20 protein-coding genes and 4 pseudogenes are annotated in these 22,926 nt (G+C 59.1%); 16 read left to right on the top strand and 8 right to left on the bottom strand.

All coding sequences use genetic code 11. The annotated features are described in order from the left end of the window. Positions 1-612: 612 nt before the first annotated feature. Positions 613-1,569 (bottom strand): LysR family transcriptional regulator, encoded by a 957-nt coding sequence (locus tag ASE60_RS16135; protein ID WP_244495637.1) that lies wholly within the window; start codon positions 1,567-1,569, stop codon positions 613-615. Positions 1,570-1,699: 130 nt separating this feature from the next. Here ASE60_RS16135 and ASE60_RS16130 point away from each other — a divergent pair, with 130 nt between their 5' ends. The 6 genes and pseudogenes from ASE60_RS16130 to ASE60_RS35700 all read left to right on the top strand — a co-directional run. Then, positions 1,700-3,388: a GMC family oxidoreductase N-terminal domain-containing protein gene (locus tag ASE60_RS16130; RefSeq protein ID WP_057251582.1), complete on the top strand. Its 1,689-nt coding sequence runs from the start codon at positions 1,700-1,702 to the stop codon at positions 3,386-3,388. A 23-nt stretch (positions 3,389-3,411) separates the two neighbouring features. Beyond that, entirely contained in the window at positions 3,412-5,925 is a 2,514-nt protein-coding gene (locus ASE60_RS16125; protein WP_057251575.1) for a CoA transferase, read from the top strand. Between the two features lie 117 nt (positions 5,926-6,042). Next, positions 6,043-7,044: pseudogene (locus ASE60_RS16120) on the top strand (ABC transporter substrate-binding protein). A gap of 88 nt (positions 7,045-7,132) precedes the next feature. Next, positions 7,133-8,020 (top strand): proline/glycine betaine ABC transporter permease, encoded by an 888-nt coding sequence (locus ASE60_RS16115; RefSeq protein ID WP_057251574.1) that lies wholly within the window; start codon positions 7,133-7,135, stop codon positions 8,018-8,020. Further along, positions 8,013-9,092 carry a glycine betaine/L-proline ABC transporter ATP-binding protein gene (locus tag ASE60_RS16110; RefSeq protein WP_057251573.1) on the top strand — a complete coding sequence of 360 codons (1,080 nt, stop codon included), beginning with the start codon at positions 8,013-8,015 and terminating at the stop codon, positions 9,090-9,092. Before ASE60_RS16115 ends, ASE60_RS16110 begins: the two co-directional genes overlap by 8 nt. Positions 9,093-9,111: 19 nt before the next feature. Then, positions 9,112-9,447: pseudogene (locus ASE60_RS35700) on the top strand (oxidoreductase); the annotation flags it as partial. Between the two features lie 354 nt (positions 9,448-9,801). On the opposite strand, the gene ASE60_RS16105 reads toward ASE60_RS35700, so the two are convergent. From ASE60_RS16105 to gcvA, 3 genes are all read right to left on the bottom strand, one after another. Continuing rightward, the gene (locus ASE60_RS16105; protein WP_057251572.1) at positions 9,802-10,071 is read right to left on the bottom strand and encodes a hypothetical protein; all 270 of its coding nucleotides are present in this window, start codon (positions 10,069-10,071) and stop codon (positions 9,802-9,804) included. Between the two features lie 20 nt (positions 10,072-10,091). Further along, the gene (locus tag ASE60_RS16100; protein WP_057251571.1) at positions 10,092-10,391 is read right to left on the bottom strand and encodes a DUF982 domain-containing protein; all 300 of its coding nucleotides are present in this window, start codon (positions 10,389-10,391) and stop codon (positions 10,092-10,094) included. A 309-nt stretch (positions 10,392-10,700) separates the two neighbouring features. Further along, positions 10,701-11,612 (bottom strand): transcriptional regulator GcvA, encoded by a 912-nt coding sequence (gene gcvA, locus ASE60_RS16095; RefSeq protein ID WP_057251570.1) that lies wholly within the window; start codon positions 11,610-11,612, stop codon positions 10,701-10,703. Positions 11,613-11,782: 170 nt separating this feature from the next. On the opposite strand from gcvA, the gene ASE60_RS16090 reads away from it, so the two are divergent. The 4 genes and pseudogenes from ASE60_RS16090 to ASE60_RS35695 form a co-directional block, all read left to right on the top strand. Continuing rightward, entirely contained in the window at positions 11,783-13,192 is a 1,410-nt protein-coding gene (locus ASE60_RS16090; RefSeq protein WP_057251569.1) for an amidase, read from the top strand. 16 nt (positions 13,193-13,208) lie between these two features. Then, positions 13,209-14,468, top strand: a complete 1,260-nt coding sequence (locus tag ASE60_RS16085) for an MFS transporter (RefSeq protein ID WP_057251568.1) — start codon at positions 13,209-13,211, stop codon at positions 14,466-14,468. An 82-nt stretch (positions 14,469-14,550) separates the two neighbouring features. Further along, positions 14,551-14,997, top strand: a complete 447-nt coding sequence (locus tag ASE60_RS16080) for a hypothetical protein (protein ID WP_057251567.1) — start codon at positions 14,551-14,553, stop codon at positions 14,995-14,997. A 14-nt stretch (positions 14,998-15,011) separates the two neighbouring features. Then, positions 15,012-15,428 (top strand): annotated as a pseudogene (locus tag ASE60_RS35695) (DDE-type integrase/transposase/recombinase); the annotation flags it as partial. 24 nt (positions 15,429-15,452) lie between these two features. On the opposite strand, the pseudogene ASE60_RS16070 reads toward ASE60_RS35695, so the two are convergent. Further along, a pseudogene (locus tag ASE60_RS16070) lies at positions 15,453-16,172 on the bottom strand (transporter); the annotation flags it as partial. Positions 16,173-16,567: 395 nt separating this feature from the next. On the opposite strand from ASE60_RS16070, the gene ASE60_RS16065 reads away from it, so the two are divergent. The 4 genes from ASE60_RS16065 to ASE60_RS16040 all read left to right on the top strand — a co-directional run bounded on the left by ASE60_RS16065 (position 16,568) and on the right by ASE60_RS16040 (position 19,449). Beyond that, positions 16,568-16,834, top strand: a complete 267-nt coding sequence (locus ASE60_RS16065; RefSeq protein WP_057251566.1) for a hypothetical protein — start codon at positions 16,568-16,570, stop codon at positions 16,832-16,834. Between the two features lie 156 nt (positions 16,835-16,990). Next, positions 16,991-17,677, top strand: a complete 687-nt coding sequence (locus ASE60_RS16060; RefSeq protein WP_057251565.1) for a hypothetical protein — start codon at positions 16,991-16,993, stop codon at positions 17,675-17,677. Between the two features lie 326 nt (positions 17,678-18,003). Next, positions 18,004-18,351 (top strand): hypothetical protein, encoded by a 348-nt coding sequence (locus ASE60_RS16050; protein ID WP_057251563.1) that lies wholly within the window; start codon positions 18,004-18,006, stop codon positions 18,349-18,351. Between the two features lie 792 nt (positions 18,352-19,143). Continuing rightward, the gene (locus tag ASE60_RS16040; RefSeq protein WP_057251561.1) at positions 19,144-19,449 is read left to right on the top strand and encodes a DUF1236 domain-containing protein; all 306 of its coding nucleotides are present in this window, start codon (positions 19,144-19,146) and stop codon (positions 19,447-19,449) included. A gap of 348 nt (positions 19,450-19,797) precedes the next feature. On the opposite strand, the gene ASE60_RS16035 is transcribed toward ASE60_RS16040, so the two are convergent. The 3 genes from ASE60_RS16035 to ASE60_RS33855 form a co-directional block, all read right to left on the bottom strand. After that, positions 19,798-20,154, bottom strand: a complete 357-nt coding sequence (locus ASE60_RS16035) for a hypothetical protein (protein WP_057251560.1) — start codon at positions 20,152-20,154, stop codon at positions 19,798-19,800. A gap of 1,254 nt (positions 20,155-21,408) precedes the next feature. Further along, on the bottom strand, positions 21,409-21,633 hold the full coding sequence (locus tag ASE60_RS16030; protein WP_156414657.1) for a hypothetical protein: 225 nt from the start codon (positions 21,631-21,633) through the stop codon (positions 21,409-21,411). Next, positions 21,617-21,811: a hypothetical protein gene (locus tag ASE60_RS33855; protein ID WP_082615894.1), complete on the bottom strand. Its 195-nt coding sequence runs from the start codon at positions 21,809-21,811 to the stop codon at positions 21,617-21,619. Before ASE60_RS33855 ends, ASE60_RS16030 begins: the two co-directional genes overlap by 17 nt. Before the next feature lie 536 nt (positions 21,812-22,347). Between ASE60_RS33855 and ASE60_RS16025 the strand changes: the two genes are divergently transcribed. Together ASE60_RS16025 and ASE60_RS16020 are read left to right on the top strand one after the other, a co-directional pair. Further along, complete coding sequence (locus ASE60_RS16025; RefSeq protein WP_057251558.1) at positions 22,348-22,581, top strand: hypothetical protein; 234 nt, start codon at positions 22,348-22,350, stop codon at positions 22,579-22,581. A gap of 38 nt (positions 22,582-22,619) precedes the next feature. Further along, complete coding sequence (locus ASE60_RS16020) at positions 22,620-22,925, top strand: hypothetical protein (RefSeq protein ID WP_057251557.1); 306 nt, start codon at positions 22,620-22,622, stop codon at positions 22,923-22,925. The last annotated feature ends 1 nt before the right edge of the window (position 22,926 follow it).

The raw sequence follows: 22,926 nt of genomic DNA, 5'->3' as shown, positions 1-22,926 counted from the left end.
CGAGCGGTCGCGATGGAAACGGCCCAGACGACGGCGCGTCTGTTGCCCGGGACCTTATCAAACAAACTGAAGCGCTGGTGGCGCGCTACAAGACCGAGGCGGTTCCGCAAAGCATACGGACGAACCGTTGGACCAGAATGTCCGCTTCCCCGCCCTATCTGATTAAGCGAACGGCAGCTTTCAGAAATTCAACAGCGGCCTGAGTGTCCGACATGGGGCGCAAACCTGCCGTCCCTGCGTACCGAATTGATTGTCCGCTTCGGATTACCAAATCGTGTCCGTGGCCAAAGTGCAGAGTGATAGAAGGGGCCTGTTCTTCACGAGCGCGTTGGACGGCTTGTTGCAACACGCGGCTAGCTGAATAGCTGCCGCGATCCTGCGAACGGGCCTTTCCAACAATTGCGCTCGGCTTTCTTAATTGGGCTAAGCCCCCGACGGACCACGCCGACTGAAGCGATAAACCTCGCAGTGGCTTCTCTTTTTGCTGGCGTCGCACGGGCAATTTACGTCTTTCACGGTGGACAAGCGCTATCGGGCAACGCGTTGTCGTAACGCAGGCCTCCCTCAAAACCATGTCTCGGCGAACCACTGCCTTCACACAGACCGCCCCGACTATATCCAAACCCGCCTTATTGCATCGAAAGCAGCCATTATAGAGGGATCGCCGATACGAGCCTCCAAGCAGAGGAAACTCAGCGTCGTGGAGATTTTAACATTCTCAGCGATGACAAGGCCGTGTGCCTGTTGTTCATGAAGGGCAATCGACTCTCGGCAAAGGCTCAATCCCACCCCTGTCCGTACCATGGCAACCATGGACGTCTCCTGATCCACTTGGGCGACTATATTTTGCCGGACGCCTAAATCGGTAAATAGGCGCGACAGCAATCGATTGTGGACCGAGGCCTGCGGTGTGCCGATCCAAGGAAGCGATGCGAGCTGTGACCAATCCGCGCCGCGCACGAGACCGGCGAGCGATGGTGGAGCGACGACGCGATAGGTTAATTGCGCCAGCTCGCGGGCATGAAAAAGCGGTGCGGCACTTTCTCCGGTAATCTCGGCGGAAGGATCATAATCTCTTGGGTCGCCGAGATAGAAACCGGCATCGAGTTCATTTCGCCTCAGCCCCTCCGGAACGTCGCCGCTCATGCCATGGCGCAGTGTGGTTTCTATGCCCGGCCCGCTTTCGATCAGCGCCTTTAGAAACGCCCCCAACCGGGTGAACTCCGGGTCGATGATCGTGCCGATCCGCAGTTTCCCCCGCACACGTGTCGCCAAATGTCCGGCCGTCTGCCCAAAATCCGTCAATGCCGTCAGCACCTGCTCCGCCTTGGCTGCCAGCAGGGCTCCTTCCTGCGTCAGTTCCAGCCCCGTGGACGTCCGCCGGAACAAGGTGAGCCCGGTATCGGCGGCAAGGCGCTTCAGTTGCAGAGTGACCGCCGGTTGGGTGACGTGCAGTTGCTCCGCGGCGCGCGTGACGTTGCCCTCGCGCGCGACGGTGACGAATGCCTTCAATTTTCTCAGGTCGATTGACTGAAGCATATTAATTTTACTTATAATGCCTTGCGTCATTTGTCATTGGATTTCCGGGCCGCTCCTCCGCTATTCCTGAAAATAGAGATGAGGAGGAGGCTAAAATGCTACGGCAAATCGTCGAAGCTTATGATTGTGCGGTGTTGCATCGCAGCAGGCGGGCAAGCCGATGACCAGCCGAGCTTCTTACCGCGCCGCCGATAGTTTTGACTATATCATCGTCGGTGGAGGCTCCGCAGGCTGTCTGCTCGCCAATCGCCTCAGCCGCGATCCCGCGATGCGCGTGCTGCTGCTAGAAGCTGGCCGAAAGGACGACTATCACTGGATTCACATCCCCGTCGGCTATCTCTATTGCATCGGTAATCCGCGCACCGACTGGCTGTACAAGACCGAACCGGATGCCGGTTTGAACGGCCGGTCGCTGCGCTATCCGCGCGGCAAGACGCTCGGCGGCTGCTCCTCGATCAATGGCATGATCTATATGCGCGGCCAGGCGCGCGATTTCGACGGCTGGGCGGCGGCGACCGGCGATAACGCCTGGTCCTGGCAGAATTGCCTGCCCGATTTCAAGGCGCATGAGGATCATTATCGGCTGGACAACGGCGCGGACCCAAAGACCGGCGGCAACAGCCGCTTCTCCGACATGCACGGCCACGGTGGCGAATGGCGGATAGAGAAGCAGCGGCTCAAATGGGACATCCTCGAATCCTTCGCCGAGGCCGCCGTCGAGGCCGGTATTCCGCGCTCCGACGATTTCAACAGCGGCGACAACGAGGGCGTCGGCTATTTCGAAGTCAACCAGCGATCCGGCTGGCGCTGGAACACGTCGAAGGCTTTCCTGCGCCCGGCGAAAAACCGCCTGAACCTGACGGTCTGGACTCAGGCCCATGTCGAACGGCTGATCCTGGAAGCCGAGGCGTCCGGCCGCAAGCGTTGTGCCGGCATCGTTGTCCAGCGGCAGGGGCAAAGGGCAGAGGTCAGAGCGCGCAGGGAGGTCATCCTGTCGGCCGGCGCCATCGGCTCGCCGCAGATCCTGCAATTGTCGGGGATCGGGCCGGGCTCTCTCCTGAAGCGCCATGGTGTCGAGGTCGCCCACGACCTGCCGGGCGTCGGGGAAAATCTTCAGGACCATCTGCAGATTCGCGCGGTCTTCAAGGTCGGCAATGCCAAGACGCTGAACACGCTCGCCAACAGCCTGTTCGGCAAGGCGATGATCGGGCTCGAATATGTGCTGAAACGCAGCGGACCCATGAGCATGTCGCCCTCGCAGCTCGGCGCTTTCACCCGGTCGGACGACAGCCAGGCGCACGCCAACCTCGAATATCACGTCCAGCCGCTCAGCCTCGACGCCTTCGGCGAGCCATTGCACAGCATTCCTGCCTTCACCGCGAGCGTCTGCAACCTCAACCCGACCAGCGTCGGAAGCGTGCGCATTCGCTCCGATAAGGCCGTCGACGCCCCGGCGATTGCGCCGAACTACCTGAGCACGGAAGAGGACCGCCGCATCGCTGCCGAGAGCTTGCGGCAAGTGCGCAGGATCGTGTCGCAGCCGGCATTGGCCAAATACCAGCCTGAGGAATGGAAGCCCGGCTTGCAGTTCCAGAGCGACGAGGAACTGGCCAGGTTGGCGGGCGATATCGCCAACACCATTTTTCATCCGGTCGGGACGACGAAGATGGGCCACGATGACGATCCGATGGCAGTGGTGGATAGCCGTCTCAGGGTGCGGGGCATTGAGGGCCTGCGCGTCGTCGATGCGGGAATCATGCCGAAGATCACCAGTGGTAACACCAACGCGCCGACGCTGATGATCGCCGAAAAGGCGGCCGGCTGGATCGTCGCCGATCGGCGCGCATAGAAAACTCTTGGGGAGAAAGAGCAATGACATCGATCGCGCGTTCCGCGCTTCCGCTTTCCGGCGTTCGGGTGGTTGATTTCGGGCAATATATTGCCGGCCCGGCCGTGGCCATGATTCTTGGTGATCTTGGAGCGACCGTCGTGCATGTCGATCCGCCCGGCGGTCCGCTCTGGGACAATCCCGCCAACGCCATCGTCAATCGCAACAAGCTGATCGTCACCCTCGATCTCAAGTCGGAAGAGGGGGTGGATGAGGCAAAAGCGCTGGTCGCCGAGGCCGATATTGTCGTTGAGAATTTCCGCCCCGGCGTGCTCGCCCGGCTTGGAATCGATTTTGCGGCGCTCCGCAAGGCGCGGCCGGAACTGATCACCCTGTCGATCCCCGGTTTCGCCTCCGACGATCAGCTTCGCCATGACTGGCGGGCCTTCGAGGCGGTAATTGCGGCGTCCTCCGGCGTCTTCACGGATATGGGACTCAATCGCGTCCTGATGGGCATCAACCCCTCGTTCTCGCCGCTGCCGCTCTCTTCCGCTTACGGCACAATGCTTGCAGCGTCCGCAACGGTGCTGGCGCTTCAGGCGCGCGAGCGCACCGGGCACGGCGACCACATCGAAGTGCCGCTGGCAAGTGCCGTCATGGAGGGCCTCTCCTACAATTCGATCCTGATCGATGATTATCCGCTGCGTTACCAGACCCAGCGCGAGCGGGAGATCGAGCGCCGGCGCGGCGAGGGCATGCCGATGGATATGTCCTATGACGACCTCCAGGAGTTCCTCGATCCCTTCTATCGCAGCTATATGTGCGCCGACGGGCGGATGTTCTACGTCGTCTGCCCCAGCCACAAGAACCATGCGAAGCGCTGCCTGCAAGCCCTCGGTCTCTACGATGAACTGGTGGCCGAGGGACTGCGCGAGGAGGAAGACACCTATCTTCCGGTCTCGCAATGGTCGTCGGACGTTTCGCTTGGCGTCTATCCGCTCCCGAAATTCTGGGCCGACAAGATCGCGGCCCGCATGAAGCAGGTCTTCCTGACGAAGACGGCGGCCGAATGGGAGCGCATCTTCGGGGAAGGGCTGTTTCCGGGCGCGCCGCAACGCTGGTTGAAGGAATGGATCGCCGACGATCACGCCAAGGCCGCCGGCCTGATGATCGAGGTCGACGATCCGATCCTTGGCCGCATGACCCAGCCGGGGCCGATGGCCTGGCTGCAAGAGAGCGCCGAAGCCATGCTGACGCCGCACCCTCGGCGTTGGGGAACGGTCGAGGATGCGCTGGCGATGCTTGCGGACATAGAGCGCTCGTCCTTGCCGGCGCCCGCAAACGACACGCCCGGTGGGTGGTTGGATGGCATCAGGGTCCTTGATCTCTGCAATGTAATTGCCGGCCCGCATTCGGTCGCCTATCTCGCCCGCTTCGGCGCGGAGGTTATTAAGATCGATCCGGCCAAGCCGCTCTATGATTGTTGGAATACCGTGATCTTCGGCATGTCGCACATGCGCGGAAAGCAGTCCGTGCTGCTGAACATCGGTTCGCCCGATGGCCGCGTTGTCTTCGAGGAACTGGTGCGCTCTGTCGATGTCGTGGTCTGGAATGCGACCGACCGCCAGGTCAAGGCGATGGGGCTCGATGCCGAAAGCCTGAAGGCGCTCAACCGCCAAGCGATTTTCTGCCAGCTCGATTGTTTCGGCGGCGTGCGCACCGGCCCGCGCACCGACTATCTCGGCTATGACGATCTCGTGCAATCGGCAACCGGCATCATGCTGCGCTTCGGCGGCTCGATGGAGACGCCGGAAGAACATGCCCATGTCGGCACCATCGATGTCATGTGCGGCTTCGGCGCGGCGCTGGGCATTGCCGCCGCCCTCTACCAGAAATCCAGAACCGGGATCGTCGGCCGCCCGCGCACGTCGCTGTCAGCGCTGACCGGCCTCGCGCAGATACCGTTCTGCTATGACTATGTCGACCGCGGCCCCTTCGATGAGCCGTCCGGTCGCGAAACGAAAGGTTATAACGCGCTGTCGCGGCTCTACGAGACGGCCTCGGGGGATCACCTTCTTCTGTGCGCCTCGGAAGCCGACCTCCTGCGCTTCGGCAAGGTCGAGGGTCTCAGGGGGATTGTCGAAATGTCGGCATCCGACCGCGAGGCCTATCTGGCGAAAGCCTTCATGACGGCACCTGCGGGAACCTGGCAGCAGCGCCTGCGAGAAGCCGATATCGGCGTATCGCTCTGCGAGAACATCGAAACGATCCGCAGCCGCAGTGCCCGCATTGCCGACGGCACGCCGGGGATCGACCGCGGCAGCTATTCCTTCTCGATCTTCCCGAACCATCCGAGCGGCCATAAGGTCACGCAGCTCGACCCCTTCGCCATCCGTCCGGCTGTCGGCAAGGTCACCGCTGTCGCGCCGGCGGAGAAGTACGGAGCGTCCACACGCGCCGTTCTCCGGACCCTGAACTACACCGAAGCCGAGATCGATCGGCTGATTGCCTCCGGTGCGATCAGCGAGACCTGGAGTGAGGAGTATCTGCCGAGCTAGCAGGAAACGGCGGCTTCGGGTTCTGAGGAGGATACCGAAGCCGCCGGCGGCCCGCCGAGATATGCGATGGCGTTGACGGGCTTGGAATTTCAACATCGCACATAGGGAGGAAGTGCCATGAAAGAACTCTTCGCCTCGACATGCCTTGCAGCAGCCATGCTGACCTTCGGCAATGCTGCGCAGGCTGCGGATTGCGGTGACGTCACCATCGCCAGCATGAACTGGCAGAGCGCCGAAGTGCTCGCCAGCCTGGACAAGTTTATCCTGAACGAAGGTTACGGTTGCAACGCCGAAATCATACAGGGCGATACTGTCCCGACGATCACATCGATGACCGAGAAGGGCCAACCCGACATCGCGCCCGAAGGATGGGTCGATCTTCTGCCCGATGTCGTCAACGCCGGCGTTGCAAACGGAAAGCTCGTTGTTGCATCGACCGTCCTGACCGATGGCGCGGTGCAGGGCTGGTGGATGCCGAAATACCTTGCTGACGCTCATCCGGACGTCAAGACGATCGATGATGTCCTCAAGCATCCGGAGCTGTTCCCGGATCCCGAAGACAAATCGAAAGGTGCGATCCACAATGGCCCGCAGGGCTGGGGTGGTACGGTCGTGACCTCGCAGCTTTACAAGGCCTATGGCGGCGAAGCGGCGAACTTCACGCTGGTCGATACGGGTTCCGCCGCTGGCCTCGACGGCTCGATCGCCAAGGCCTACGAGCGCAAGGAAGGCTGGGTCGGCTACTACTGGGCTCCGACTGCGCTTCTCGGCAAGTACGACATGGTCAAGCTCGACTATGGCGTGCCGTACGACGCGGCCGAGTGGAAGCGCTGCAATACCGTCGCGGATTGCCCGGACCCGAAAAAGAATGAATGGCCGAAGGACACCGTCCAGACGCTCGTGACCAAAGCGTTCTCCGAGCGCGCCGGCGAGGATGTCATGGGCTACCTCAACAAGCGCGCCTGGTCGAACGAAACGGTCAACTAGCTTATGGCCTGGATGACCGACAATCAGGCAAGCGGCGATGATGGCGCAAAGCACTTCCTCGAGGAGAACGAGGCCATGTGGAAGGAATGGGTATCGCCTGAGGCAGCTGAGAAGATCAAGGCGGCGCTTTGATCTCATTCAAGACGTTGCTGGCGCCTAACGCGCAGGCAACGAACAGCGCGTCCGAGGATGCGCTCGCCGTTATCGAGGAGGATAGATTTTGGATTGGCTGTTCAGCTTTCCGCACATGGATGATGCGTCTTTACGCGATCTCAAGAAGGCGATCGACGAAGGGTTCCGCGGTTTCACGCGGGCTTATGGGGACGGTCTTGAAGCAATATTCGAGCCGCTACAGCACTTTCTGATCTGGTCCGAGCGCTTCATGACCCAGACGCCCTGGCCGATCATCCTCTTGCTCATCGCCGCCGTCGCCTGGTTCGCCAGCCGCAACTGGAAGATCGTCGCGGGAACGGTCGTGACGCTTCTGCTCATCGGCTACTTCGACATGTGGGACGATACGATGAAGACGGTTTCGATGATCTTCGTCTGCACGGTTCTGTCGATCGTCGTCGGTATCCCCATCGGTATTGCCATGTCCCGGTCGGACAGGGTGCAGAATATCGTCAATCCGGTTCTGGACGTCATGCAGACCATGCCGAGCTTCGTCTACCTCATTCCGGTTGTCATGCTGCTCGGCATCGGCAAGGTTCCGGGCCTCATCGCGGTGGTCATCTATGCCATCCCGCCGATGATCCGCCTCACCAATCTCGGCATCCGCCTCGTTGACAAGGATGTACTCGAAGCCGCCGATGCCTTTGGTTCCTCGAACTGGCAGAAGCTGAAGAACGTGCAGATGCCGCTTGCGCTCCCCACCATCATGGCCGGCACCAACCAGACGATCATGATGGCGCTCGCTATGGTCGTCATCGCCTCGATGATCGGCGTTCAGGGCCTTGGACAGCCGGTGCTGAAGGCGATCTCGAACCAGTATTTCACGCTGGGCATCTTCAACGGTCTCGCGATCGTCGGCATCGCCATTATCTTCGACCGCGTCAGCCAAGCCTTTGGTGCGCGCCTTCAAAAGCACCGGGAGGTGGTTCATGGGTAATAAAAAAATTGGTGGCTTCGGCATCGAAATCAAAAAGCTCTACAAAATCTTCGGCCCCAACGGTGCGGATTGTGTAAAGCTTGTCGAGCAAGGCGTTACGAAGACGGAATTGAACGCAAAACATGGCCATGTCCTCGGTCTGAGAGACATCAACATCTCGATGCCTGCTGGTGGCATTCAGGTGATCATGGGACTTTCGGGATCAGGAAAGTCCACGCTCATCCGCCACATCAATCGCCTTATCGATCCGACGTCAGGCGAGGTCGTCATCGGCGACGAGGATGTGGTCAAGATGGATGCCGTGCAGTTGCGTGAGTTCCGTCGGCATCAGACCGCCATGGTGTTCCAGAAGTTTGCGCTTCTCCCGCATCGCACCGTTCTCGAAAACACCCTCTATGGCCTGGAGATACAAGGGGCACCTCGTAACCGGCAGGTCGACCGCGCCATGCGGTGGATCGAACGTGTCGGACTCAAGGGTTTCGAGAGCAAATATCCCAATCAGTTGTCGGGCGGTATGCAACAGCGTGTCGGTCTTGCCCGTGCGCTGGCGAACGATGCGCCGATCCTGCTGATGGACGAGGCGTTTTCTGCGCTGGATCCGCTCATTCGCGTCGACATGCAGACCGTACTCCTCGCTCTACAGAAGGAGATCAAGAAGACGATCGTATTCATCACCCATGATCTTGACGAGGCGCTCAGGCTTGGAGATCGCATTGCGATTTTGCGGGATGGAGAAGTCGTACAGCAGGGCACCGGGCAGGACATCGTGATGAACCCTGCCGACGATTACATCGCCAACTTTGTTCGGGAGGTGAACCGTTCCCGCGTCATCAATGTTGAGACGGTTGCCACCGCGCTGAATGCTTCGGCCCGTGAGTTAAAGATCTCGGTGCCGGCCGGCGCGAAGTTGGAGGAAGCCGCAAGAGCGATGACGCTGGCCGGGGAAAACGAGATCGCCGTTGTCGATGCCGCCGGTCAGGCCATAGGTGTGCTGACGCTGCCCCAAGCGGTTGACGCCATGGTCAATTCGCAAGTGGCCTGCTCTACGCCCAACGCAAAGAAAGTCGCGTAGGCAAGAATGGGAAGCTCAGATGTTTGACGCCGTCCTGATCGAGAACTCCGACAGCGGGCAGGAGGAAGCTCTTGCGATCACCGGCGCCTCGCCGGTGGTCGCAGTTTCCCGATGGTGCCTGGGATCGATTTTGAGGGCGTCGTTGCCGAAAGTTCCAATTCCGCCTTTGAGCCGGGTGATCGGGTTGTCTGAACGGCTGGGGCGTTGGGGAACGGCATTGTGGGGTGGACTGGCGGCCAGGGCGCGTGTGAGTGGAGACTGGCTGGTGCCTTTACCGGAAAGCGTCAGCCTCCGGGACGCCATGGCGATAAGGACCGGCGGCTACACGGCAATGCCAGTGATGAAACTGTCTCGACGGCGCCGCCTGTACACTGCTTGTTCCGGTTTCGTGCGTCTACGATCGCATAATGTATCGTCCGGAATTGACGCTACGAGGCTTGGCGCGCTGGGCGTCGGTTATCGCTTTCAGCCGTATCGTTGACAGCTCTCCCATCTCCGTCAAGCTTGAGCACCTCACCGTGCGGGGCGAGCTTGGAAAATCTTGAAGTAAACCGATCCGCGTAAATGTCGGCCGCACCCTAGCGCGGGGATCGGAAATGATTGTCGCGGCAGTCTAGCGTCGGCGATCGCGCCGCATCTTCAACTGGAGCATCATCGACGGCGAATGGTTCAGACGATTGGCGCGCCATGAGGATGGCGCGCCACATGTCTAGTTGATTATCGTGTCGTCGAGCCCTTTGTCATGCTCATGCATGGGGCCGGACTTTGAACGGCCCGCCTCGCGCCACATTGCTGCTTCGAAAAGAGCTGTCTCGTCGCGAATACCAGCCCGATATTCATGCAACAGGTAAGTCGCGAGGTGGTCGGCACGCTCGCTGGGCCGATCAATCTGGCGCCACATGCAAACCCGGTCGAAGATCCTTTGCAGGAAGTTCAACTCGGTCGGGCTTATCCAGGCACTTTCCACGGGGTCAAACATCGGAGCATTCCCATCCTGACCTATGCGGCAGAGCGCCTGTCATCGCTTCTCGAGCTGGTGCGGTGGGCTAGCCCATTCGCTGGGAGGCCCGCCTCCAGACACGCAGCGACGAAAGCTTCACGCGCGATCGCAACCGGCATCTTTCGGTTAAGGGCGCGCCGACAGACTTCGACGGCTTGCTCGTAGCGCCGTCCGCGACGTCGCGGCCACTCGTTCTCCAGAAAAACGAGCGCGTCGAAGACCGATGAAAAGGTGCGATTGTTGCCGTTCTGGAACGTTACCTGCAACGGTACAGACCATGGCATCTCCGGAAGATACATGTTTCCCTCCTTCCTATCTAACCGGATGAAAGAAGACGGAAAATCATCTGGGAATGCTGAGATTGGTTTTCAAGACCTCCGACACCAGCCGTTTGGCGATCAGGATGGTGGTGGGCGCGGCAGGACTCGAACCTGCACTGCCCGAATGCCGCCGTATATTTACGAACTTAACAAACTTGACGAACTTCTACATCTTGCCTATGCGATCTTTGGAGGGTGCGTGTCGCCGCCGACGAGTAGCCACCAAACGGAATACTTACCCCAGCCGCGCTCGGCATATTTTGCGCGTCAGCCAAGAGGTCGGTCGCTCTAAGCCTTACTGGAAGTCCCGGCCAACTGTGTCTTCTCCACATTGAGTATCCAATCCCGGAAGGCTGCGATCTTCGGATTGTTCTGGGCGTGCTCGGGGCACACCAGGTAATAGGCAAATTCGTCTATTACAGTCGCGTCCAAGAGTTGCACCAAATCTCCGCCGGCGAGCTCCGCTGCAATCATGGCAGCGGGCAGCAGTCCCGCGCCCTGACCCGATAAGATAGCGGTCAAAATTAAACTGCTGTCGTCAAATGACGGGCCGCGGGGAGAGCGGAACTCCTCCACGCCATTTGCCTGGAACCAAAGGCTCCATCCCTTGCGGTCGGCATCATGGACATGTGGCCAACGGACGAGATCCGCTGCGCATCGAGGGGTGCCGAGACGATCGACGAGAGCGGGTGCTGCCACGACAACCATTTCAACCGTCACGACGTGGTCGCTGCGTAGGCCCGGATAACGGCCGATACCATGACGCACGGCGACATTGACGCTGCCGCGGGAAAAGTCGGCAAGGGCGCTGCTTGCGACGATTTGGAGATCGATTTCTGGGTTGATCTCCTGAAAGGATTTCAGGCGTGGCACAAGCCAGGCCGATGCGAAGAATGGCGTGACGCTGACGGTCAACATGCCATTGTCATTGGCTGCCATGACCCGTCGCGACGCTTCGGCAATTTGGCGAAATGCATTTCGAACCGCTGGCAGGTAATCCCGGCCCGCATCCGTCAAATAGATGCCACGTGTCACCCGTTCGAACAGTTTCACCCCGAGATGTGTCTCCAGTGACTTCAGCATCTGGCTGACGGCGCCGGGAGTGACGCAAAGCTCGTCGGCCGCCATCTTGACCGAGAGATGGCGCGCGGCTGCCTCGAATGCCTTCAGCGCATTGAGTGGGGGGAGATGGTGGCTCATAGTTTAGCTTTTCTAACCCATATGGTTGATTAGATCTGGTTTGTCGGAAGCTGGTGAGGTGCTTTAACACGTTGTAGTGCCGATTGTCTTGCTGCTCTTGGTGAGGGGACGGTTGGATTGAGGCAGATTTTCTAAGGTATGTGCGCTCACCGCAGTCGGGAAGAAATTGAATGGCGATAGGTTCGGATGATTTCACTTTTCTTAGCCTCAGGGACATCGGAGACAGAATCAGGAGAGGGTGCGTTTCCTCGCGTGCGGTGACCGAAGCGCAACTTTCGCGCATTGCGCGTTGGGAGCCGGAGCTTCATGCCTATGCGCAGGTGATGGACACAAGCGCGCTGGAACAGGCGAAAGTGGCAGACGAAGAAATCGCCGCCGGACGCCATCGCGGTCCGCTGCACGGCGTTCCTGTTGCCGTCAAAGACCTGTGCTGGGTCGAAGGTGTGCCAAGCAGGGCCGGGACACTCGTCCATCACGATTTCATACCCGACGAAAACGCCACCGTCGTCAGACGCCTCAGGCAAGCAGGCGCGATCATTATCGGCAAGACGCAAATGACTGAGGGGGCCTATTCGGACTACCATCCGGCAATAACCCCATCTGTCAATCCGTGGAACGCGGACTACTGGACCGGGATTTCCTCGAGCGGTTCAGCAGTCGCTGCGGCAGCGGGCCTTTGTTTCGGCGCGATTGCGTCGGACACGGGCGGATCGATCCGCTGGCCATCGGCTGCAAATGGCGTCACCGGCCTCAAGCCGACATGGGGACGGGTCAGCCGCCACGGCGTCTTCGATCTCGCACCTTCGCTCGACCACATAGGCACGATTGCGCGAAGTGCCGTCGATGCGGGGATCATTCTTGCCGCCATCGCGGGGGCTGATCCGAAAGACCCTACGGCGGCCGCCCAACCGGTACCGGATTTCGCTTCCGCTTCGCGCGGTGGGATCGGCGGTTTACGGATAGGTCTCGATCCACGTTGGAACAGCGAGGATGTGGAGCCCCAGACACAAGCTGCTCTCGACGACGCCGCCGTCGTCTTTTCGGATCTCGGCGCGCTCATGGTCGAGATCAAGTTCCCAGACGTGGGGCAGGCCGTCTCCGATTGGGTGCCTAACTGCGCCGTGGAGGCGGCAGCGGTTCACGCGCGAGACTTTGCAGAAAACAGGAACTTGTACGGACCTATCCTTGCCGGCGTCATCGAAATGGGGAGAACCGTCTCAGAGGCGGAGTATCAGCAGATCCTCCTGCGACGGGCGATTTTCCGCCGTGAGGTCGAAGCCTTGTTTGCGGCGGTCGATCTGATCCTGACCCCCGTACAGCCGTTCGCCCCGCTGACGCTCGCTGCCCTCGCAACACTTGGCGAGCAGCCGGATCTGATCGCCAGGCTGCAGCGCTACACCTGCCCCCTCGATATGAGCGGCCATCCGGCACTGACGTTTCCTGCAGGCTTCGCAAGGGACGGTATGCCGATCGGCGTTCAATTGCTGGCGGGGCAGTTCCAGGAACTGACCCTGGTGCGCGCGGTAGCTGCATTCCAGGAGCATACGACCTGGCACCAGAGACACCCGGCAAAAGGCTGATAGAAAGGGAAACATCATGATCGCTTTCCATCAACGCCGGGACTTCTTTTACGGATGGGTTGTCGTTGCCGCGACATTTGCAGTGACATTCGTGGGCTTTGGCATTGCCTATACCTTCAGTGCATTCATCGAAGCGTTACAGCGGGATCTCGGGGCATCGCGTGGCTCCATTTCGCTTGTTTTTTCGACGGCGGGTTTCTTGTACTTTAGCCTGGGCGTTATCTCTGGTCCGCTTGCCGATCGGTTCGGAGCAAGATCGCTCTGTGTTGTCGGCATGGCGCTTGTCGGTCTCGGCCTTGCATTGGCGGGGCAGGCGCGCACCATTGCTGAGGCCTATGCAGCTTACGGTCTCGGCATAGGTCTTGGCGTGGGATGCGCCTATGTGCCAGCCCTTGGGGCAGTGCAGCGCTGGTTTGTCGCGCGACGTGGCCTGGCATCGGGGCTCGCGGTTAGCGGTATCGGTTTTGGTACCCTTATCATGCCGCCGTTGGCGACGTGGTTGATTTCGACCCTGGGCTGGAGAGGGGCCTATTTGGTGCTTGGTGGAGCGGCCGCGGCGGTCGGCGTCGGCGCCTCGCTGCTGCTCGAAGACGATCCGGGGCAACGTGGACTGCGGCCGGACGGGGCCACGGACGAACCCGGCATCGAAAGTTCGGCGGCAAAGGAGGGCGTCTCAGTCAAGGATGCAATACGCACGCCGCGTTTTCTTGGCATGTACGTGGCATGTCTGTTGAGCGCAGTCGGCGTATTCGTTCCGTTTATTCATCTTGTGCCGTTTGCAGTCGATCACCAGATCGCTCCAGCGGTCGCTGTCCTACTCTTGAGTGTGATCGGCGTTGGAAGCACAGCGGGGCGCTTTTGCCTTGGGGGCCTTGCGGATCGTTTGGGTCGGGACACCTTCCTGGTGATAATGTACGCAGGCATCGCCGTTTCGCTTGCAATTTGGGCTTCGTCTGCCGGATCTTGGGCACTTGCTGCCTTCGCCTTGCTGTTCGGATTGTTCTACGGTGGCTGGGTCGCGGTACTGCCGGCCGTGGTTGCCGATCATTTCGGTCGCCGCAATGTCGGTGGGATAATCGGCCTCCTTTACACGAGCGTCGCAATCGGCACGCTGATCGGTCCGAGCCTCGCTGGCTTTATCTATGACGCCAGCAACAGTTACTTCTCGGCCATTGTGATCAGTGGAGGTGCCAACGCGGTGGCCGCGCTTGTGGCGTTCGTGACGAGCGGCCTCCCACGGCACATTCTACATGACGACCAGATGAATTGCAGCTGATGGCGGTCCTTCTCAACCGGGAGTAAACATAGGGGGCAGGAACCGCGAGACCGGCCAATCAACATTCAAGGGGGAACGATCAATGAGCATCGCAAGCAGGGGCCGCATTCTTGGCAAATTGTTCGGGTGCCTTGTTCTGTTCGCTGCCCACGAGTCCCTCGCCGAGGTGCTGGTGGATCCCGACGTTATGGCGGTCGTGGAAGGTGGGTACTGGAGAGAAGACGGCGTTGGAGAAGGCAGCTATCGCATCATCGTTGTAAGACAGGGTTTCGAACACGTTTCGTCGCGTGTCGTGGCGGAATGGAAGCTAGCGGCGAACGAAAAGGGCCGGGCCCGGATTATTCATTCCGTGGAACTCGTCAAGGGCGGCTTCTACAGCGTTGGTGCCCCCGAGATCGAATTTTCCAAAGGTGGAGCACGCGTTGAGCTTGGGGGTACCGCGACTTTTGCGCCAGGCACGACAGTTGTTTGCCATTTTGTGCTTGCGCCTGGAGGGAAAGTCACGGTGCTCAAAGCGTGTGGGGATTAGCAGCGTCGTATGCCAAAGCGGCCAAACGGTTTCTCGGCAAGGCGTTGAATGGCCTGAAGGACTGGGAACAGCCAACCGTCATCAACACCGACAAGGCTCCGACTTATGGCATTGCTATTGCCCAATTGAAGGCCGAAGGCAAATGTCCCGGAGGCCTTGTGCACCGGCAGGTCAAATATCTGAACAACGTCGTTGAGGCCGATCAGGGCAAGCTGAAGCAACTGATCAAACCGCGCCGCCAAGTCCGAATGTTGGTAAGCGCTGCAAGCATCTCCGACATTCTCATCTCCTTCGGATCATGCCCGAAGAATCGCATGGTAGCCCTTGTGTATCAAGGCTACCGCTGTCTTTGGTTGATAAAAGCCATCTATCGACTGGAAGTTCCGTTCTCCGGTGGTGGAGCGCTTTTGCGTAGCCTTTCTGACCCTTAGGCACTCGACGCACTTATGTGGCGCTCACGTGGGGAACAGGAATGTAACGGCGGGCGCGAACGCCCCAGCCCTGCGGGCCGCCCTCCGGGGATTCCGCCCAGTAACGTGCTCCGACCTGGAAGCTGACGGGTTGCTTGTCAAAGGTGACGAGCTTCGACACCGAGAAGTTGATGGGCACGCTCCATTGGTCGCTTTTCCAGTCGTACGTGCTTTCGGTGTCCAACGTGAAGGTCCAGGCATCATGCGTCGTGTAGGAAGCGAACGGCTGCAGGAACGTCGAACTGATGTCCGCACGCCCGCCGTCTCCCGCGACTGACCAGATATGATTGGCAAGCGTGCCGTAGGTCCATGGTCCCTCCTGCTTCAAGAAACACCTGTGGGACCGAGCCCCAGCTTCCCCCCGCCAAGCAGAGGCTCCGTCGCAGTTGAAATAAGGATGGCGGGACCAGCGCCCCAGATCAGCCCGCCGGCCGCGGATTCCTTGGGCGAGAAGAAAAAGCTCTGGAGCGTATTTCCAAGTCCAAACTGGCTTCCGCTGCCCCCTGCGATGTCGTCCTGTGATGTTACCGGGACAATAGTCCTCGAGATGACGTTCCAATCGTCGTTCAGCTCAAATGGAATGACCGGCTGAATGTTCAGAACCGCCTTGTGCCCGTCGCTTGGACCATATCCGCTGTCGTAGTTGAACTGGAAGGGTACACTCACCAACGAGGCAATCGGATTTGACAGTTTCTTCGCTAGATCGGCGTCCTGCGTCATCAGGAAGGCAGCGCCAAGGTCCCCGTGCGAGATTCGGGGCTGGAGACAGCATTTTGCAGCTGGCACGGGATATCTTCGGCGCTGGGCTCTGGATGCGGCGTCGCGTCCTCCCCTTGGGGGATGCTGCCACTGTCTCTCAATCTGGCTTCAAATTCGTAATTTGTTGAAATCGAGCCTAAGTCTCCAACGCCAAAGGTTCAATGCCTCATCGGCAACCAGAAAGCCACATCTTACGCGAGTAAAACGTGTCGTGCTCACTGTAGGTTACAGTTACGTACCTTGCGTCTCTCCTGCCAGCGCTCACGATGGCCGAAAAGCAGCGCCGGTATTTGGCATTGTCCTTCCTTTGAACTCAGGCCTCACACAAACGGATAGATCAAATGGGAAAGGGTGTCGAATTCGTAACGAGCTACTTCAAAACGAGCGGTCAGGCGATCGAGGAACTCGCCGCCCAATGCGAGGCCTTTCGCGAACTCTGTGAGGATTTCGCCATAGCCAATGAGGAGAAGGACCGATGGCGGCGCTCCACATCTTCCGGACGGCAACAGCGGATCGCCGAGTATCAGGAGCTCATAGACAGCATCCTTATCGACATCGAGCGGGAACTGGAAAGGTTCGGCAAGGGCCCTTTCGCAAAACCATACTAATCCGAGGAAACTATCTTTCAGATCACGGATCATGAACGCGCAGAGTGGCCGACTGACACCCCCGGCCATTCCGTGTCAGCCGACAACAGGTGCGCACTGCTAATCAATCTGGGGCTCCCGCAATAGGGCCAACCGGGACAAGAGGGAGTGATACAGATGAACAAATTATCCTGCATATGCATATGCCTGGTCGCTCTGGCGGCGGGCCTGCTATCCACCGCGCCAATGTTCGCACAGGACGCCATGTCAGCGCCGGCGCAAAAGACGATCGGGGCGACAAAATCGCAAATGGTACCGTCTCTTGCCGTTCTTAATTCTGCGGGAGCAAAACTCGAAAACGGCAAGCTCACGATGTCCGGCATCACCGCCAGTTCGATCGTCTTCGCCGATCGGCCGGTGCGATCTGCAGGTCACGTCCTCACCTCCGAGTTCATCAAGCAATGGGGTGAGGGAACGGACAGCTTCGCCAAGGACCCTCCTAATGCAACAATATCAGTCCTGAGCAGCAGAGGTGACTCGGTCGCCGATGCAGTGGTCGTCTTGAAGGCGCCCAAGCTCGAGGGTGGTAATCTGACTTTCGAAGTTGCCGTCCTGGAAGGTGATCTGGTTGGGGCGGACGGCCCGGCATCGCTGTTTATCGACTGGTTTGCTGCTCGAGGCCCATACGGCGGGGTAGCGGTGGGTGGACGTGCCCCGGTCTGGCGCGGGGGATGGTATGCGCACCCGGGAGCCTATTACGGTGCAGGCGTAGTCGCCGGGGCTGCGATCGGCGCGGCAGCTGCCGAGCGTCGCTACTACGCTCCTGGGGCCTGTGGCTACTATCCCTATCCGCCCTGCTACTAGGAGCGCGTTTGGGCATGTGCCAGCGCGCGAGAGCCGTCCCCTTGCAAACCTGGCAGGGCCATTCTTGTGTGAAGCTATATACGTTCACAACGCGCCGGTATTGGAACTTGCGACGAAGAAAGGGTGCGAAGCTCGATCACGCAGCTTCCGACATGTAAGGGCGATCATCATTCAATCGCCACCAGCAAGGCTGTATTTGCACCGCCTCAACAAAAAATAGCCATCCGGCGCCGTTCCGGCCCGTGCGGTCGCGACGGGATAGGCCGGTAACCACGCGTTTCGTTGCCTCTTGGGCCACGAGCGCAACCCAAGAGAGGAGCATGACCATGAAACGCATTGCAGTGTTTTCCGTAATTGCCGCCCTGTCCGCCATTAGCTTTGGCGGAATAGCTTATGCTCAGGCTGAAATGAACTGGCCGGCCAATATCGAAAAATCGGTGAGTGAATTCAAGGGCGATAAAGTCAACGTCGTTCAGATCAGCACGCTGGCGGAACAGAATCAGACCCGCTTGTGGGTGGAAAACGCGACGCCGGAGCAGCGTAAAGCCCTGGTCACGGCGATCGAAGCCAACAAGCCGCTTGCGGAACAGTTGAAGGCGCAAAATGTCGAGATAGAAAATATCGGCGGCGCCGAACAGGCCACTGACGGCGGACTGACGATCTACGTTCGCTGAGCGTCCCTAGCCGCTGAAGCGGGATGCGGGACATACCGCGTCCCGCTTCTTCTCTCACTCCATAAAGCAATCTCCGCGCAATTTCCTTCGGAACATACATCACGAGGCGGCGCTCCAGGTCTATCGGCCTGATGGTTGCACAACATGCAGGGCCGAGCCGCTACATGCTCTGCGGGTTGCCAATGGCAACATGATCTCGTGTCGGTGCAGAGGCGGCCGGATATGAGGCGAATTAAACTCGACAAGCCTTAGAATTTTACGGCGAGCCCGAGGATTGGACCCTGCTGGACCGTATCAAACAGGAAACCATCGTCGTCGTAGTCAACGCCCAGTGCACGATAGCCGGCGATTGCCGATATTCGATCGTTGAACTCATAGCCGATGCCCAGCGCAACAAAGCGACAAGGAGTTTCTCCATTGAGGGTACGTTGGAGGTTCTCACGGCTAGGAAGTCGGGGCGTGAGGGGCATCGCCAATGGCCAGACGAGGTGAAGGCCAAGATCGAGACGCCCGTGGTGGAGCCGCCAGCGACCAAGCCAATCTCCCGTGCCGAGATCTCGTCGGTCCTGTCACCATCCGGCTTGAGGAAGGCGCGTCCGCGCTCGATCACCAGTTCGCGCAATTGCGGGAGGAACCTCCACCCCGCCTTGCGTAATTTTCGAGGTCTCAGACTAAGGTCGAACCCCCATGCGTCCAAAGTCTGACCACCGGAACGGAAACTCCGCCACGAGGTTTAGTAAGCGGTTCCCGCATTGAGAGTGGGAACTACAACAACCAGACTTGGAGGAGAACATGAAAAAGCTTGTCAGCTCCGCCCTCGCAGGGCTGTTTCTGGTCAGTGCTTCTAGCGTTGCCCTGGCTCAGACGGTCGTTATCACGCCAGAGCAGGAAACGGTCGTTCGCGAATACGTGAAGAAAAAGCCGCTTGCTTCCATCAAACTTCCTGGAGTGGAGCTCAATGTCGGCTCGACGGTTCCGGAAACCGTGGAACTGCAAACGATTGATGCGCCGGACATCAAGTATCGTTATGTCGTCGTTGACAACCGAACGGTGCTGGTAGACCCAGGAACACGCAAGATCGTCCGGATTATCGACTAACCGTCGCAGGCTCGCTGAGCCCCTGCTGACTGGTCAGGGGCTCAGGTTCAGGGCCACCTCTGCTCTAGGAAACGCCAAGCGCGAAATTCCCCGCGCCGTCTTCTCTTGAGTAAGCTGACGCATAAGGTGTCCACCAAAATAAGTGGACACCAAGTCGTGGAAGAAGATNGATCGGAAGAGCTTCCGATCTGAAAGAGCGGCGTCCAAGGAAAATCAACGCCAAGCGCGAAATTCCCCGCGCCGTCTTCTCTTGAGTAAGCTGACGCATAAGGTGTCCACCAAAATAAGTGGACACCAAGTCGTGGAAGAAGATGATCAAAAACTGAGTGTGAGGCGAAGGACCACCGATCAGCCGCCGAACCGCTTCCAGAGACCCGGAGGTCCGTTGTGGGTATGGTTCTTGTCCCCAAAACCCCAGCCGGGACGTGTGCCACTGGACTTGGCAATGGCGCGCGAACTCAGGCTCGTACCAAGGAGGAGGGTAATCGCCGGAGGTGTTACAACGGCAAAACGCCCGGCCTTCTTGAGAAAATCTCTTCTGGACTTGGCAATGGCGCGCGAACTCAGGCTCGTACCAAGGAGGAGGGTAATCGCCGGAGGTGTTACAACGGCAAAACGCCCGGCCTTCTTGAGAAAATCTCTCCGCGCCTGCGCTTCAGTTTCCAGTCCCTCAGGCACCTTTTCTGAGTCGTTTCTCTTCTCCATGGCCCTGGCTCCTTTGCAAACACACAGTATACATCCTGTCCGTGTAGGAACCATCCAGACCTTAGATTTGATTCCTAAATCTTTGAGCGTAGCCCCTTATTCGAAAGGATGAGGCCTGCGCGACCCACCAGTTCAACCGGGTTGCGGCGCGCCAGTTCAACGGCACGTGAGCCGGGCAGCCTATCTCGTTTACACGACGTTATGCGTCGCGATCGATTTCGAAGACTTCGGTCAGCCCTTCCATCTCGCGCACGCCCTTGAACGAGGGATGCCGGAGCTTTCCGTCCTGCGTCCACGCTCAGTTCGCGAAGCTACACCGATACCTTGTTAACCCCACACAGCTTGTGACTGGATTCTGAGATTCCCGAGGCTATCGGGGTCTTTGATGTCCGTCGCAAAGTCCTCGAAAGTGAGCTGCCAGATGCGGGCCAGCTGCGCGTTGTAGGCGATCGCGTCATTAACGATCCTCTGCATGAAGACGACCTCAGGCTCTTGGCTGGGGCAACCCTTCTGCTCCGAGCCTTCTTCTCAGATCGTCAGCCATAAATCGCCTCCGCACAGAGATCCAAGAGAACTGCCCCGCTGCCGGGGCTCCCAAGTTTCCACGAAATTCGGACGGGCGCAGTAGGCCCCATCCGCGCGGGGACACTTGATGATGGGTGGGGCCTAGAGGCGTTTTCGATCGGGGAAGATCGAAGTAGCGGAGCAGAACCCGCGACCCCCCCCTATAGTTCCGCCATAGGACTTCAGTCTCACACGCCACCGGCAAAGGTCTGAGATCAGTTGTCGCGTTGTCCCGGCGACACATATTTCACTCAGGCCCATGGCGAAGCATCCACCTTTGCGGCCAAGGGCGCATAATGGTTCCAGAGCTGTCCGCATCGACCCTTCCGGGCAGTTCTGGCACCACTCGATTTTAACACCAGGAAGACTCTCGCGAAGTACCACAGAGAACGTTATGGCGCGCCTGAGCGGAGAGCATCGATCGGATTGCCGATAGGCGTAATGCTGTTTTCGATGCTGGCGATTGCTGCATACCTATTCATTGGCGGCGCATTTTCCGGCGACGGAAGCCGGAATGTGGCCGTCTACATGCCGCAGGTAACTCAGGAATAGCGTCGACGTCCGGGCACTACCGCGCTCGTGAAACGAGGCGGCTCCTCCCCGCCTCGTGATCACGACAGTTTCAAACTGCAGTCGTCCGTAAAACGAAATCGCCAGGGACGGGCGATCGTATTGGTTCACGCAATACGTCTACTCCCGAGGGGGTAAATCATCGGTGTCGTCCATGTCTGGGTCCAGGGGCGGCACATCGACCTCCTCGGTGTCGTCCTCCTCGTCCTGGTCTTCCGCATCCGGAACCGGGTTCCGAGGTTCAAGAAAATCCTCTTTGCCAAGCAGTCCATCTTCTGGAAGTTCATCGGGCCGCTCGCGTCCTTGGCCACTTACCACGGTCATACCCTCAGCTTTTTCGATCACTGCTGCGACCGCCGGAACCACCAGAGCCGCCCGAGCCGCCCGAGCCACTCTTGCCGCCGGAGCCGGAGCTTTTGCTGCTTCCGCTGTTCCGGCTCGTGGATTGCCGTTTATTATCATTCTTGTGGCTTTGCTCACCAGCTTTTCGCTGCTGTTCGCTGCTGCCGCTTTGATTTGCCATTATCGTTCTCCTTGGTTTGTGCCCAGTCGATTTGACCGAGACGAACCCAAGCCCGGCCGATCGATAAGGTTCCGACAGCACCGTAAATATTGAGGTCGTCATTTCTTGAGCCGAGATGCACGGGGTCGATACGGATAAAAGATGCATTAGCAGTTGGTTCCGGGTGACCACGGGGCCGAGGTGAGGATGCATTGCCAAGAGGCTTCTATGAGAGGAAGCGGGAATACTTCGCGACGCCGGGCTATGATCGGGTTGGACCATCGCCTTGCTTTGCTGTCCTTTTCACGAACCGGTCGCGGCGGGCGTTCCCGGGATTGTCGGAACCGAACGCTCCCGCGCCGGCGCTATGCAGGTGGACAGATCAGCCGCAGCCTCGAGCGAGGATCCCGGCCCACACACCGATTTCGCGCAAGTGTGCTCCGTTTACGATCGCCTTTGAGCCTAGGCGCAAACCTGCCGCAAGTCTTATGATTCCCGTCTCGTTGGAACTTCGGGCCGACATCAAGATTTATGGCTTGGAAGGTTGGAGATTATTCATGACGAACTTCAACAGCATCCCCGTCGCAGAATTTGCCGCCCGGCTTACAGCGATGACAGAGGACGAGGTTTTTTCTGTCATGAGCGATCTGGAAGCTGCAAGCGAATCCGTTGAAGGCACGGAACGCGATGAGGTGCTGTCGCGGATTGGATTAATCGAGGAAGAAATCGGAAAGCGCTTTCCGGGTCAATTGCTGGCGCCGTATCAGGACTGGAAAAAACGCAACCGCTGAAATGAGCCCCTGAATAAAACCATATCAGGAGACACCCAATGGCCGACGTCAGCAACACTAAGATCAGGGCGACGGTCCAAACCCTAGAAGCGGCCGATCTTGCCGTCGAACACCTCGTTCAAAACTGCATCTCGAGGCCTGACATCTTCATCGCGTCGGCAAGTGACCGCAAAACAGCGGGCTCCGTGCTACCGGGTGGGGACGCTTCTCCTGGGGGACGCGCTCGTTGCGACATGCCGGTCGCAGGCGAGATCGAGGCCTTGGCGGATATCGCATCCAGTGATGTAGCGACCGTTCGGCGCAGTCTCGGTGACGCCGGCGCACTCCGTATATCGAGCCGCTGAG

It is taken from the genome of Ensifer sp. Root278 (genome assembly GCF_001429285.1).
In the GTDB taxonomy this organism is placed as follows: Bacteria; Pseudomonadota; Alphaproteobacteria; order Rhizobiales; family Rhizobiaceae; genus Ensifer.
This window is presented reverse-complemented; position numbering and strand designations above follow the sequence as displayed.